Source organism: Streptomyces sp. HUAS 31, from assembly GCF_028198125.1.
GTDB classification, from domain to species: domain Bacteria; phylum Actinomycetota; class Actinomycetes; order Streptomycetales; family Streptomycetaceae; genus Streptomyces; species Streptomyces chartreusis.
Genome location: NZ_CP116353.1, coordinates 1,680,363 through 1,694,082, shown reverse-complemented (window position 1 = coordinate 1,694,082; position 13,720 = coordinate 1,680,363). Strand labels below are relative to the sequence as shown.

Here is a 13,720-nt window from a genome sequence, read left to right as displayed (position 1 = left end):
CGCGGGATCCGTCACATGGCCGACGGATCCTGCGGGCCCCGGCCCGACAGCACTTCGCCGTATGCCTGCATCAGATCCGGCAGCCGGAGCGTGGACAGCTCGTCGCGGGTCAGCGCACCCGGGTAGGTCGTCAGCCGCAGATCCCGGTACGCACAGCTCTTCTCGTACAGCGTCCGCAGGAACCGTCCGTTGCCCAGCTCGTCGATCCACCCCTGGTCGACCACGTGCCCGGCGATCGACCGCAGCTCATCCAGCGCCTCCTCGTCCCACACGTCGCCGTTCTCCGCGGCGAGGACCTCACCGATCGAGGTGAGTTCGAGGGGGCGGTAGGAGGGGAAGTCGACGCGGGTCGTGAAGCGGGACGAAAGGCCGGGGTTCGCGGCCAGCAGCCGGTCCATGCCCTCGGGGTAGCCGGCGAGGATCACGACCAGGTGGTCCCGGTTGTCCTCCGCCCGCTTCAGCAGCACTTGCAGGGCCTCGTCGCCGTAGGCGTCGCCCTTGCCGTAGCCGGTGTTGGAGAGGGAGTAGGCCTCGTCCACGAAGAGGACCCCGCCGAGCGCGGAGTCGATGAGTTCATTGGCCTTCACGGCCGTCTGGCCCAGATACTCGCCGACCAGGTCGGCCCGCTGGGCCTCCACGAGATGGTCGCCGCCGAGCAGTCCGAGGGCGTAGAAGACGCGGCCCAGGATGCGCGCGACCGTGGTCTTGCCGGTGCCCGAGGGGCCGGAGAAGACGAAGTGCCGTTTCGGCGGCTGCACCGGCAGCCCCTGCCCGGTGCGCAGCCGGGCCATGTTCAGCTGGGCGGACAGCGCCTTGACCTGGCGCTTGACGGGCTCAAGCCCCACCATGCGCTCGAGTTCGGCGAGCGCCTCCTCGAGTAACCCGGGGTCGGTCGGCCCGGCCGGCAGCGGCTGCGAGGACACCGCGGTCTTCTCGCGCACCGCCGGATCCACCACCGAAGGCAGCGGGCCCGTCGGCAGGTCGGGGTCCGACAGCTTCAGGTCCCGTCCCTCGGTGCCGAAGAGCGGGTCGAGGCCGTCGGCCATGTCCTGCCCGAAGCCGGTGAGCGTGATGGCCGCGAGGTCGGTGGGGTCGTCGAACCCGTCGCCCTCGGCGATGGCCGCGAGCCGGGCCGAGGTGTCCATGAAGGCGGGGTCCACGCGGTGCACGGCGCGGTAGAGGGGGAGGGCGGCGGCGGAGCGGCCCGTGCCCTCGTGCGCCCGGGCCAGCCAGTAGCGCAGTTCCTTGCGCTGCGGCTGCTCGCTGCGGCACCGCATCAGCGCGGCCGACAGCAGGGGTTCGGCCTGCCCGTACATCTCCAGGCGCACCCGAGCCATGCCGCCGAACAGGCCCGCCTCGATGCCGAGCATCGGATCGTCGAGCAGCGGTTCGGTGTGCCGGACGAGCTGCTCCCAGTCCTTCACCAGATAGGCGCGGCAGGCGTGCAGGAAACGGACCTGGTGGTCGGTGTCCACGGGCGGTAGCCCGGCGAGCGCCCGGTCCAGCTCCGGGACGTGCCGGCCGTCCAGCCAGTGCGAGGCGTGCGCCAGCAGCAGGTCCCGCGGGCTCTCCAGCACCGGCTGCACCCACCAGCCCAGCCAGTACCAGGAGTTGAGCGTGCGGCGGTGCCGGGCGCGCTGCTCCCCGAAGCGGTCCCGGTGCCGGAACATCCGCAGCAGCGCGGTCGTCGTGTCGACGCGCAGCGCGTGCAGCCCGAGCCAGCCGTCGGCCATCCCGGGATCGATCCGCACCGCGGTGCGGAACTCCTCCTCCGCCTGTGGATACGCCCCCATGGTGTAGGCATCCACACCTCGCAGCCAGGCGAGGTCGGCCGGGGCCTCGGGGCCCTGCGTGCCGAAGTCCATCACGTCCCCCACAAACCGTGCCCCCGTCGGTTGGCAGGCCGCCGGCCGTCGGCCGCCTTGATCAGGTTGATCGAACCGCCTTACCGCGGACCGGAGTTGCAGCGGTGCGCAGAGCGGCCGTCCGAAGCTCGCACCGAGGGCATCGTACCTGCGAGGGCATGGCGCGCCCCAGGGTGCCGCACCGGCCGTTTGGCGAGGTGGGACCAGATCGGGGGGAGTACGGACGGTGACCGAGAGTGAGTAAATCACGCCGCTCGGCGCCCGAAAAATGGAGTCAGGGCAGAACGAAGCCCCCGATCACGGGGGAACAACCGGGGGCTTCGCGACTGCGGGCGGTCTCGATTGACCGCACATTCAGAACGTAAGTCCTGTACGGCCCCCGGGTCAAGCCGAGTTGAAGCACTCCGGGAACTTGTCCGGAGGCACTCTTCACAAGTTCAGCACATTGCCGATGGGTCGTCACCGTGCGTGATGAACTGGTCCGGTCCAAGGGTCCCGGCAGGCCCAGGAATCACCTCATATCCCTTCCCGCACTGCCGAATCAGAGCGTCGGCGAACGGCCGCGAAGGGTCCTCGGCGAAGTGACTCAGCTCCGCCCTGACCCACCCCTCCCAGAACTCCCGCTGCTCCTCCCCGTCCCGCGAGCGACCCCGCGTCCACGACTCCTCGTGCGGCACGTCCATCCACAGCAGCCGGGCGAGGTGCGGGCGCAGGGCGCGGCGGCCCGCGCCGACGCCCTCGACGACGATCACCGGCGCGGGCGGCAGCGCGACCGGCGCGCCGAACTGGCGGGCCCGCCAGTCGTAGGGCGTGTAGTGGGCGGTCCGGCCCTCGGCGAGCGGTGCGATCACCTGGGTCAGCAGGCGCTCCGTCCACGCGAACAGCTCGTCGTGGCTGGCGACGTCGTCGAGATGCAGCACCGGGGCGTCGTCCAGCTCCCGGGCCAACTGCCCGGCGAACGTGGACTTTCCGGAGCCGGCGTGCCCGTCGACGCCGACGAGGCGGACGGGTCCGCAGGACGGGGGGAGGCGGCGCAGCCGCGCGGCGAGCTCGTGAATCGTTTTTCCTGAAAGCTGGTCGGGGTTGGGCATATTTCGTTGGAACATTCTAGTAGTGGGTGAAAGCGGATGCTGCGGCGGGATGAGAAAACGTGTCGCTTTGAACTAGACGGCCGCTGTCCGCAATGCCGCCGAAAAACTCCGGCCACCACAGTGAAATCCGCGTTCCGCTTGAGGTCCACGCTGAGTAAGGTGCCAGGTGCGCAACTGTGAGGTGACGTAACGGGGATGGGCTGGGACACATGGCCGCGGGGTTATTCGAAGGGCAGTATGTCTGGCATCCGGCGGCCGACGACCGTGTGCTGGCCAGCGTATGCGTCGATGTCCGGGCCGGCCGTTATCTCAGCTCCCGCGACGCCCTGGCCGAAACCCGCGGTGACTTCGCCCTGCGCGCCCACCGCTCTCTCGTGCTCGCCTCGGAGGCCGCCGACTCCGACCTCGTCGAGCGCTGGCTGACCGAGGAGCCGGGCCCCGAGGCCGCCCTGATGTGGGCGCGGGTCGCCGTGCTGCGGGCATTGCGCGCGGCCGACGCCCGCGACCCGCGAACCGAGGCGCTGGAGCGGATAGCGCTGGCCGCCTGCGAGCGGGCCACGACGGGCGACCCGGGCGATCCCACGCCCTGGGTGGCCAAGCTCGCCATGGCCCGGCTGCACCGGCTGCGCGACCAGGCGCCGCGCGGGCTGCTCACCGCCCCGCCCGGACCGTGGCGGCTGTTCGCGCACGTGCTGTCCCTCGACCCCTGGCACCGCGAGGCCCACCACCGCTTTCTGGCCTGCTTCTTCCCCCGCTACGGCGGCTCCGTGACGGGCGCCTGGGACGTCGCCGCCTTCCTCGGGCAGCGAGCCCCCGTCGACTCGCCGCTGCGGCTGCTCCCGCTGGTCGCCCTGGTCGAGTGCTACGACCCCACCCAGCTGCTCGCCGACCGCGTCTGGGAGCAGCCGCAGTGGCGTTCGACGGCGCTGGACATCCACCAGAGCTGGCTGCCCGTGGTGGCCGGCTACCCCTTCACTCCGGTCCTCGACCTGGCCTACCTCGCGCATGCCCTGGTCATGGCCCGGTGCGAGGCGCAGGCACGCCTCGTCTTCACGGCGATGGGTCCCTACGCCTCGCGCATGCCCTGGTCCGTCTTCGGCGACCCGGCCGAGCAGCTGTCCCGGGCGCGCCGCGCCTGTGGGCTGCCCGTGCCGGCCGCCTGACGTGCCACCACCCCCCACCGAGAGAAAGGTCCGGCCCGTGTCACACCGGATATCCGCCCCGCGCGCCCGAGCGCGCGGTGGAGCGGATCCGCACGCGCTCGACGACGACGCCACACTGCATGCGATGGGTTATCCGAGAAAACTCACGCGGCGCTTTCAGGCGTTCGACAATTTCGCCATCTCATTCACCATCATCAACATCATCTCGGGTATCTTCTCGGGTTTCGGATTCGGTCTGAACGCGGGCGGCCCGAGCATTCTCGTCTTCGGCTGGATAGGCGTCTCCGTCATGGTGCTCTTCGTGGGAGCAGCGATGGCGGAAGTGGCTTCCGCCTATCCGACGAGCGGCGCGCTGTATTTCTCCGCCGGCAAACTCGCCAAACGCCACAAGGGTGCCTGGTCCTGGTACACCGGATGGCTGAACTTCGTGGGCCAGGTCGGCGGTACGGCCGCCACCGGGTATGCCGCCGCCACCTTCATCCAGGCCTTCATCACCCTCCAGTGGCCCTCGTACGAGCCGACCGGCCACCGCACGGTGCTGATCACGGCCCTGATCATCGTGCTCCAGGGGCTCGCGAACACCTACACCGTCCAGCTGGTCGCCGTACTGAACAGGATCTCCGTCTGGTGGCTCCTGTGCGGACTCGTGGTCATCGTGACGGCACTCATAGTCATTCCGGATCACCATCAACCGGCCTCGTATGTCACGCATTTCGCGAACAACACCGGTTTCACTAGCGGCCTTTACGGCGGCATGCTCGGACTGCTCGTCACCAGCTGGACCTTCACGGGCTTCGACGGCAGCTTCCACATGTCCGAGGAAACGGTCCGTGCCACCGTCAACGCACCGAGGGGGATCACGCGGGCGATCGCATACTCGGCAATCGCCGGACTGCTGCTGATGCTGGCACTGGTCTACAGCATTCGTGACTACGACCGGGTCGCGGGCGCCGACGCACCACCCGTGCAGATTCTGATCGACGGCCTCGGACTCGGCGGCGCGAAGGCACTGCTGTTGATCGTGATCGGCGCCATGCTCTTCTGCGGACTCGCCAATCTCACCAGCAACACCCGGCAGATCTTCGCCTTCTCCCGGGACGGGGCGATGCCGGGCTCGCGCTGGTGGCACTCGGTCTCGCCGCGCACCCGCACCCCCGTCAAGGCGGTGTGGCTGGCGGTCGGCTGCTCGCTGACGCTGGTGGTGCCGGGCTGGTGGTCGCACACGGCGTTCACGGCCATCGTCAGCGTCAACGTCGTCGGGCTCTTCCTCGCCTACGCCGTCCCGATCCTGCTCAGGCTGCGGCTCGGCGACGAGTTCCAGCCGGGGCCCTGGCACCTCGGCCGCTGGGGCCGCCCGGTCGGGATCGTCGCGGTGACCTGGATCCTGGTCAGCAGCGTCCTGTTCATGCTGCCGCAGGCCTCGCCGGTCACCGTCGACTCGTTCAATTACGCGCCGGTCGCCCTGGCCGCGGTCCTGGCCGTGGCCACGGTCTGGTGGTTCACCAGCGCCCGACGCCGCTTCCACGGCCCGGTCAGCTACGGCCGGCCCGACGAGGTGGCGGCCATGGACCTGGTCTGACGAACCGTCATCGGCCCCTGGTGCGCACTGCCACGGCGGTGCGCGTCGGGGGCCTTGTCGCTCATCTCGCGCTGTTCGCAAGGGGATTGGGGCTTCAGGTCTTGGTCCGTTCACGCCAATGGTCGATACCAATATTCGTAGCCACGCCAGGGACCGAAGTGCTGGCAGAGGCTGCCTCCGGCGTTCATAGTTGGCGGACAGCCGTGCACAGGATCCGCCCGACTCGGACACCTGGGGGTCATCCGCCCATGAGCAGAGCCGAACAGCCGTCCCGCAGAACCGTCCTCGCCGCCGCGGTCGCCGCGGCCGTCGCGGGCGGCACGGGCCCGGCCGCCGCCGACAGCGGCGCCGAGGCCGCCGCCGAGTCCCCGCCCTCCGCCGACGCCCAGGTCCGCACCGTCGACAACCGCGCCTGGACCACGTACCGCGACTGGCGCTGCGGCACCGCCCAGGGCACTCGGGCCCTGTCCGGCCGCCGCCCCGGCATCGTGATCACCGCGCCCGCCGGCACCGTCGACTACACCGACCCCCACACCGGCCGGACCGCGAGCTGGGAGTACGCGACCTGGACCTCCCCGGTCCATCGGCTCGGCGTGCCCGCGACCGAGGCGATCGCCTCCTGGAACGCGCACACCCCCGAGGGCACCTGGCTCCAGATCGAACTGGAGGGCACGTACTCCGACGGTACGGCCACCCCCTGGTACGTCCTCGGCCGCTGGGCCGCCGGCGACCAGGACATCCGCCGGACCTCGGTCGACGACCAGAGCGACGGCAGGAGCAGCATCTGGACGGACACGTTCGCGATCGACGACCCGGCGACCGGGCTGCGGCTGACGGCGTACCGGCTGCGGCTGACCCTCTACCGCAGGCCCGGCACCCGGCTCACCCCCAAGGTCTGGCGGGTCGGCGCGATGGGCTCCGACGTCCCCGACCGCTTCACCGTCCCGGCCTCCACCCCCGGCCTCGCGCAGGAACTGCTGGTCCCGCGGTACTCGCAGGAGACCCACGTCGGCCAGTACCCGGAGTACGACAACGGCGGCGAGGCCTGGTGCAGCCCCACCTCCTCGCAGATGATCGTCGAGTACTGGGGCGGCCGGCTCACCCCGGAGCAGACGTCCTGGGTCGACCCGGCCTTCGCCGACCCGCAGGTCTGCCACGCGGCCCGGTTCACCTACGACTACCAGTACGAGGGCTGCGGGAACTGGCCCTTCAACGCGGCCTACGCCGCCACCTTCGACGACCTCCAGGGCGTCGTCACCCGGCTCGGCTCGCTCACCGACCTGGAGACGCTCATCGCGGCCGGCATCCCGGCCATAACGTCCCAGTCCTTCCTGAAGGAGGAGCTGACCGGGGCGGGGTACGGCACCGCCGGCCATCTGATGACGGTCGTCGGCTTCACCGCGGACGGCGACGTGATCGCCAACGACCCGAACTCGGCCGACAACGAGGCGGTGCGGCGCGTCTACAAGCGGCGCGAGTGGGAGAACATCTGGCTGCGGACCAAGCGGTACAACGCCAGCGGCAAGGTCGTCTCCGGCACCGGCGGCGTCTGCTATCTCTACTTCCCCGCGTGCCCGAACCCGCGCCAGCGCGCGGCGCTCGCCGCGGTGGGCGTCCTGTGAGCAAGGTCTCCGCCGCATAAGCCGTTTCCGATGGCAAGGTGGGCATATGACCGCGCACTCAGCCACCGCCACCCGGGCCCGCACCGGCGGCCCCAAGGGGGACGGCCCGAAGATCCTCGAGCACGTCCTGGGCTGGACCCTTGTCGTGGTTGTCGCGATGCTCGTCACTCAGCTCGGGCTGTTGTGAGCTGACCCACACAGAAACGTTTGTGTGGACATATCCCGACCCTGTTGTTCACGTGCCGGTCGGAGTCGTTCAGACTCGAACGGGCGGCTGGTGGAGGTCTGGCATACTGCCGATGTCCCGCAGCCCGTTGAACAACAGGGTCTAAATTGAATATTAGTCAACAGCGCGACGCGGCCCGTCCCCGGGCACGCGGCACCGAACGCTCGGTGGCGCGCCGTGCCGAACTCATCGCCATCGGGCGGAAGCTGTTCGCCGACACGTCGTACGACGCGCTCTCCATGGACGACATCGCACGCCAGGCCCATGTCGCCAAGGGGCTCATCTACTACTACTTCCAGTCCAAGCGCGGCTACTACCTGGCCATCATCCAGGACTCCGTCGCCGACCTGGTCACCTACGCGGCCAGCGGCGTCGAGCTGAACGCGGTCGACCGGGTCCACCGCACCATCGACAGCTATCTGCGCTACGCCGAGCACAACCAGGCCGCCTACCGCACCATCGTCAGCGGCGGCGTCGGCTTCGACACCGAGGTGCACGCCATCCGGGACGGCGTGCGCGAGGCGATCGTCGCGACCCTCGCCGAGGGGGCGTACGGCCGGACCGACATCGCCCCGATCGCCCGCATGGGCCTGCTCGCCTGGGTGTGCAGTGTGGAGGGCGCCACCCTCGACTGGATAGACCGCCCCGAGCTGCCCCGGGACACCATGCGCGAGCTGCTGGTGAAGATGCTCGGCGGCGCCATGCGCTCCATCGAGGAGCTCGACCCGGACTACCGGGCCCCGGAGCCGGCCCGCCGGGAGGACTGACCCCGGGCGTGCGCATGGGGCGGAGGTCTCGTGGTCCCCCGCCCCAAGCCCCCCGTGGGACCGGCTAGTTGATGGACTTGATCAGCTCACCGTTCGCCGTGTCCCCGCTCAGCTCCCAGAAGAAGGTCCCGCCCAGCCCCTGCTGGTTCTTGTAGGTCATCTTGCTCGCGATGGTCCCCGGGGTGTCGTAACTCCACCAGTTGCTGCCGCACTTGGCGTATGCGGTGCCGCCCACCGTCCCGGTCGCCGGGCACTTGGTCTTGAGGACCTTGTAGTCCTCGATGCCCGCCTCGTAGGTGCCGGCCGCCGCCCCGGTCGCCGTGCCGCCGGGTGCCGACTGCGTGACGCCGGTCCAGCCGCGGCCGTAGAAGCCGATGCCGAGCAGCAGCTTGGACGACGGGACGCCGAGGCCCTTGAGCTTGGCGATGGTCGCCGAGGTGTGGAAGTTGGCCTTCGGGATGCCGGAGTAGGAGTTCAGCGCCGAATGCGGAGCCGTGGGACCGGTCGCGTCCCAGGCACCGAAGAAGTCGTACGTCATCGGGTTGTACCAGTCGACGTACTGCGCCGCGCCCGCGTAGTTCGCCGCGTCGATCTTGCCGCCGCTGGTGGCGTCGGCCGTGATTGCCGCGGTGACGAGGTTGCCCGAGCCGAACTTGGCACGCACCGCCGACATCAGGTTCTTGAAGGCCTCGCGGCCGCTGGTGTCACAGGTGGCGCCGCACGCGTTCGGGTACTCCCAGTCGATGTCGATGCCGTCGAAGACATCCGCCCACTTGGAGTTCTCGACCAGGTCGTAGCAGGACTGGGCGAACGCGGCCGGGTTGCGGGCCGCCTCGCCGAAGCCGGTCGACCAGGTCCAGCCGCCGAAGGACCACAGGACCTTCAGGCCCGGGTGCTTCTTCTTGAGCTCGCGCAGCTGGTTGAAGTTGCCGCGCAGCGGCTGGTCCCAGGTGTCGGCGACGCCGTCCACCGACTCGGCGGCGGTGTAGGTGCGTTCGGTGGCGGCGTAGGAGTCGCCCATCGCGCACTTGCCGCCGGTGACGTTGCCGAAGGCGTAGTTGATGTGGGTCAGCTTGGCCGCCGAGCCCGAGGTCTCGATGTTCTTGACGTAGTACTTGCGGTCGTAGGTGCCCCATTCCGTGAAGTAGCCGACGACCTTGGAGCCGGCGGCCAGTTTCGGTGCGGAGTCGGGTTCGGCGGTGGCCGTGCCGGCGCCGGCGAGCAGTCCGACGCCGAGGACGGCCGCGCATGCGGCGGACACGAGCGCCCGAAGCCGGGTGCGCGGGCGGTGCGAAAGGTGCATCGGGTGTCTCCTCGTGGGGGAGAGGGGAGCAAGTGCCGATTGGCATGAACGCGATGATGCGTTGATCCGTCACGGTAGGAGGACTAGACCAGTACGTCAATGGTTCGGACCAATTTTGGAAGCGTTGATGACGTGTCGGACACTTCTTGAAGTGAGCGGTCGTTAACTGGTGACTCGATGCCTCCGATCGGGCATACTCACAGCGCACAGCCGCTGGTCAGCAGCTTCCGAGACCCGGGAATGCGAGCATCGGCCCGGCACCAGTGAGACCCGGCGGAGCCGCCCCACCCAAGGCGTACGTCCGCCGACGTGCCCGACAGGGAGGATCGTCGACATGCCCGACCGCGCCCCGCAGCCGGTGGACCGTCAACTGCCCACGGACGAGGCCCGGGATCTGATCTCGCTCGTCCGCGACATCGCGCAGCGCGAGATCGCCCCGAAGGCGGCCGAGGAGGAGGACGCCGGACGCTTCCCGCGCGAGGTCTTCACCCTGCTCTCCGAATCCGGACTGCTCGGCCTGCCGTACGACTCCGAGTACGGCGGCGGCGACCAGCCGTACGAGGTCTACCTCCAAGTCCTCGAAGAGCTCGCCGCGGTCCGCCTCACCGTCGGCCTCGGCGTCAGCGTGCACACCCTGGCCTCCTACGCGCTCGCCACCTACGGCAGCAAGCAGCAGCAGGTCGAGCACCTCCCCGCGATGCTCGGCGGCGGGCTTCTCGGCGCGTACTGCCTCTCCGAGCCGGCCTCCGGGTCCGACGCGGCCTCGCTGCGGACGAAGGCCGTGCGCGACGGCGAGGGCTGGGTCATCACCGGCACCAAGGCGTGGATCACCCACGGCGGCATCGCCGACTTCTACACCGTCATGGCCCGCACCGGCGAGGACGGCCCGCGCGGGATCAGCGCGTTCCTGGTGCCCGCCGACGCCGCCGGGCTGAGCGCCGCGGCGCCCGAGAAGAAGATGGGCATGAAGGGATCGCCCACCGCCCAGGTCCACTTCGACGGCGTCCGGGTCGGCGACGAGCGGCGCATCGGCGAGGAGGGCCAGGGCTTCGCCATCGCCCTCTCCGCGCTCGACTCCGGCCGGCTCGGCATCGCGGCCTGCGCGATCGGCGTCGCCCAGGCGGCGCTCGACGAGGCGGTGACCTACGCGACCGAGCGCCGGCAGTTCGGCAAGCCGATCGCCGACTTCCAGGGCCTGCGCTTCATGCTCGCCGACATGGCCACCCAGATCGAGGCGGGCCGGGCGCTGTACCTGGCGGCGGCGCGGCTGCGGGACGCGGGCAGGCCGTTCGCCAAGCAGGCGGCGATGGCCAAGCTGCACTGCACCGACACGGCGATGAAGGTCACCACCGACGCCGTCCAGGTCCTCGGCGGGTACGGCTACACCGCGGACTTCCCGGCCGAGCGCTACATGCGCGAGGCCAAGGTGCTCCAGATCGTCGAGGGCACCAACCAGATTCAGCGGATGGTCATCGCCCGTCACCTAGCTGGTCCCGAGGGACGCTGAACTGGCCGTGCTTGACCGTGGGCGCCGCGAGCCGGATCCACTCCGGGTCGTGGTGCCCGGGCAGGGTACGGCCACGGTCCGCCCACATCCGCATCAGGTCGCGGTAGATCGGCGGATCCTGCTGCTGCGGGGGCGCCGGCGGCTGAAGCGTTCCTGCGGGCCGGGGAACGAAGACGCGGCGCTGGGGCCCGGTCCCGTAGTAGGTGTGGGGCATACCCGGGCAACGCGGAGGTGGCGGGACAAGTCACCGTCGGTCGGAATCGGGCGTGAGTTCACCCCCGTCCGGTTCCCTCTCTGGTCACCCGAGGCTGTCTGACGTACCGTCAGCGCAGCCCGCGTCCAGGGAGGTTCGCCATGACCGAGGACGACCGCCCGGTACCGCTCGACGAGTACCCGGTGCACCAGGTGCCGCTGTCCATGAAGCACGTCGCGACCGGCGACCGGAACGCCTACGACCGCTGCATCTTCCACGTCCTCGACCATCAGGGGCGTGCGCTGCTGATCCTCGGGCTCGGGGTGTACCCGAACGCCGGGGTGATCGACGCCTACGCCACCCTGCGGGTGGGGGACACCCTGCACGCCGTACGCGCCTCGGACGCGCTCGGCGAGGACCGTATGCGGCTCGCCGTCGGGCCGCTGCGGATCGAGGTCGAGGAGCCGCTGCGCCGGCTGCGCCTCGTCGGGGACGACGACTCGCTGTCGTACGACTTGACCTGGACCGCAGGCTTCCCGGCCCTGTGGGAACCCCATCACGTCCAGCGCCGCGGCGACCGGCTCACCCTCGAAGGGCGCCGGTTCGTGCAGGCGGGGAGCGTGTCGGGGGTGATCCGCGCCGGGGGTGAGGAGTTCCGGGTCACCGAGGCCGGGTGGACCGGCACCCGGGACCGCAGCTGGGGTGTGCGGCCCATACCGGGGGAGGACGGCGGGCGTCTCGCCGAGGAGCACCCGACGGAGGGCTTCCACTGGATCTGGTGCCCGGTCCGCTTCGAGGACCGGTTCCTGATGGTGATCCTCCAGGAGGACGCCGACGGGCACCGCTCGCTGAACGAGGCGACGCTGGTCCGCCCCGGCCGGCGCGACACCCAACTCGGCTGGCCCCAGGCCGAGATCACCTACCGCCCGGGCACCCGCCACCCCGAACGCGCCGTCGTCCACCTCGGCGACCTGCGCAAGCCGCAGGAGCTGGAGGTGGAGATCCTCACCTCCTCCGCGCTCGCCGTCGGCGCCGGCTATCCACCCGCCGACGACTGGCAGCACGGCACCTGGCGCGGCCGAGGCTGGACCGACCGGCGCACCTACGACCTCACCCAACCCCACCCACTGGCGGCGTACGGCGTCACCGACCACGCCGCGCGCTTCCGGCTGGACGGCCTGACCGGTCACGGCATCTTCGAGCACGGCTCGTTCGGGCGGCACGACCCGAGCGGCTTCGCGGACTTCAAGTCGGTCGCACCCTAGGGGGTTCTGCGTCATGGCAGCCACGGCACCGCGCCCGCGCACCAGCACCCGCGACCCGCAGGAGATCACCCGCCGCCTCAACGCCTGGCTCCGCACCCGGCTGCCCGGCGCCGAGGCGGTCGGCGTCACCGTCCCCGAGTCGAACGGCCTGTCCAGCGAGACCCTGCTCTTCGGGATCCGGCACCCGCAGGCGCCCGTGCGCGCGTGCGCTTTGCGGCTCGCGGCCGACCCGGCGGCGTACACCGTCTTCCCGGTGTACGACATGCCGCGCCAGTACCGGACGATGCGCGTCGTCGCCGAGCACACGGATCTTCCCGTGCCCAGGGTGCTGTGGCTGGAGGAGGATCCCGGTCCGCTGGGGGCGCCGTTCTTCGTCATGGAGCGCGTCGCGGGACGCGTGCCGCCGGACGTCATGCCGTACACCTACGAGGGCAACTGGCTGCACGCGGCGAGCGACGAGGAGCGCGAGCGGCTGGAGGCGGCCTCGATCGGCCTGCTGGCCCGGCTGCACGACCAAGTGCCGAAGCGGGAGGCGGAGTTCCTCGCCCTGCCGGGTGAGGGGGACTCCCTGCGACGGCACGTGACGGCCCAACGCGCCTACTACGAATGGGTGGTTGACGGACTCGCCCGCTCACCGCTCATCGAGGACGCGTTCGCACGCCTGGAGGACCTCTGGCCGCGCGATCCGGGCACACCCGTGCTCAACTGGGGCGACGCGCGCATCGGCAACGTCGTCTACGACGGGTTCGCCCCGGCGGCCGTACTGGACTGGGAGATGGCGGCCCTCGCCCCGCGCGAGGTCGACCTCGGCTGGACCGTCTATCTGCACCGCTTCTTCCAGGACCTCACGGTCGCCTTCGGACAGCCCGGACTGCCGGACTTCCTGCGCCGCGACCGCGTCGAGGCCCGCTACGCGGACCTCACCGGCCACACCCCCCGCGACATGGAGTTCTACACGCTGTACGCCGCCCTGCGGCACGGCGTCGTCATGCTGCGCATCGCCTACCGCCAGGCCCACTTCGGCGAAGTGGCAGTCCCGGCGGACCCGGACACACTGATCCTGCACCACGGCAGCCTGCGAGCCATGGTGCAGGGCAGCTACTGGAATTGAGCGAGGCGCGGACGAACGACGAACGCGC

The 13,720-nt window shown here is 70.4% G+C and carries 11 protein-coding genes; 8 read left to right on the top strand and 3 right to left on the bottom strand.

What is annotated here, in order from left to right; all coding sequences use genetic code 11:
- Window positions 1-11 precede the first annotated feature (11 nt).
- Together PGH47_RS07290 and PGH47_RS07285 are read right to left on the bottom strand one after the other, a co-directional pair.
- On the bottom strand, window positions 12-1,865 hold the full coding sequence (locus tag PGH47_RS07290) for an AAA family ATPase (RefSeq protein WP_271662757.1): 1,854 nt from the start codon (window positions 1,863-1,865) through the stop codon (window positions 12-14).
- Between the two features lie 437 nt (window positions 1,866-2,302).
- The gene (locus PGH47_RS07285; protein WP_271662756.1) at window positions 2,303-2,956 is read right to left on the bottom strand and encodes a uridine kinase family protein; all 654 of its coding nucleotides are present in this window, start codon (window positions 2,954-2,956) and stop codon (window positions 2,303-2,305) included.
- A gap of 209 nt (window positions 2,957-3,165) precedes the next feature.
- On the opposite strand from PGH47_RS07285, the gene PGH47_RS07280 reads away from it, so the two are divergent.
- The 5 genes from PGH47_RS07280 (at window position 3,166) to PGH47_RS07260 (ending at window position 8,313) form a co-directional block, all read left to right on the top strand.
- Complete coding sequence (locus tag PGH47_RS07280) at window positions 3,166-4,119, top strand: hypothetical protein (RefSeq protein WP_271662755.1); 954 nt, start codon at window positions 3,166-3,168, stop codon at window positions 4,117-4,119.
- Window positions 4,120-4,156: 37 nt separating this feature from the next.
- Entirely contained in the window at window positions 4,157-5,698 is a 1,542-nt protein-coding gene (locus tag PGH47_RS07275; RefSeq protein ID WP_401560325.1) for an amino acid permease, read from the top strand.
- A gap of 248 nt (window positions 5,699-5,946) precedes the next feature.
- Window positions 5,947-7,320 (top strand): peptidase C39 family protein, encoded by a 1,374-nt coding sequence (locus tag PGH47_RS07270; RefSeq protein WP_271662753.1) that lies wholly within the window; start codon window positions 5,947-5,949, stop codon window positions 7,318-7,320.
- A 46-nt stretch (window positions 7,321-7,366) separates the two neighbouring features.
- Window positions 7,367-7,507, top strand: a complete 141-nt coding sequence (locus PGH47_RS07265; protein ID WP_271662752.1) for an SCO1431 family membrane protein — start codon at window positions 7,367-7,369, stop codon at window positions 7,505-7,507.
- Window positions 7,508-7,653: 146 nt separating this feature from the next.
- The gene (locus PGH47_RS07260; protein ID WP_126900812.1) at window positions 7,654-8,313 is read left to right on the top strand and encodes a TetR/AcrR family transcriptional regulator; all 660 of its coding nucleotides are present in this window, start codon (window positions 7,654-7,656) and stop codon (window positions 8,311-8,313) included.
- Between the two features lie 64 nt (window positions 8,314-8,377).
- Here the strand turns inward: PGH47_RS07260 and PGH47_RS07255 are convergent, their stop codons facing one another.
- Window positions 8,378-9,616, bottom strand: a complete 1,239-nt coding sequence (locus PGH47_RS07255; RefSeq protein ID WP_271662751.1) for a glycoside hydrolase family 18 protein — start codon at window positions 9,614-9,616, stop codon at window positions 8,378-8,380.
- A 334-nt stretch (window positions 9,617-9,950) separates the two neighbouring features.
- Between PGH47_RS07255 and PGH47_RS07250 the strand changes: the two genes are divergently transcribed.
- The 3 genes from PGH47_RS07250 to PGH47_RS07235 all read left to right on the top strand — a co-directional run bounded on the left by PGH47_RS07250 (window position 9,951) and on the right by PGH47_RS07235 (window position 13,692).
- Window positions 9,951-11,123 carry an acyl-CoA dehydrogenase family protein gene (locus tag PGH47_RS07250; RefSeq protein WP_271662750.1) on the top strand — a complete coding sequence of 391 codons (1,173 nt, stop codon included), beginning with the start codon at window positions 9,951-9,953 and terminating at the stop codon, window positions 11,121-11,123.
- A 354-nt stretch (window positions 11,124-11,477) separates the two neighbouring features.
- On the top strand, window positions 11,478-12,581 hold the full coding sequence (locus PGH47_RS07240) for a hypothetical protein (protein WP_271662749.1): 1,104 nt from the start codon (window positions 11,478-11,480) through the stop codon (window positions 12,579-12,581).
- 13 nt (window positions 12,582-12,594) lie between these two features.
- The gene (locus PGH47_RS07235; RefSeq protein WP_271662748.1) at window positions 12,595-13,692 is read left to right on the top strand and encodes a phosphotransferase family protein; all 1,098 of its coding nucleotides are present in this window, start codon (window positions 12,595-12,597) and stop codon (window positions 13,690-13,692) included.
- Window positions 13,693-13,720 lie beyond the last annotated feature (28 nt).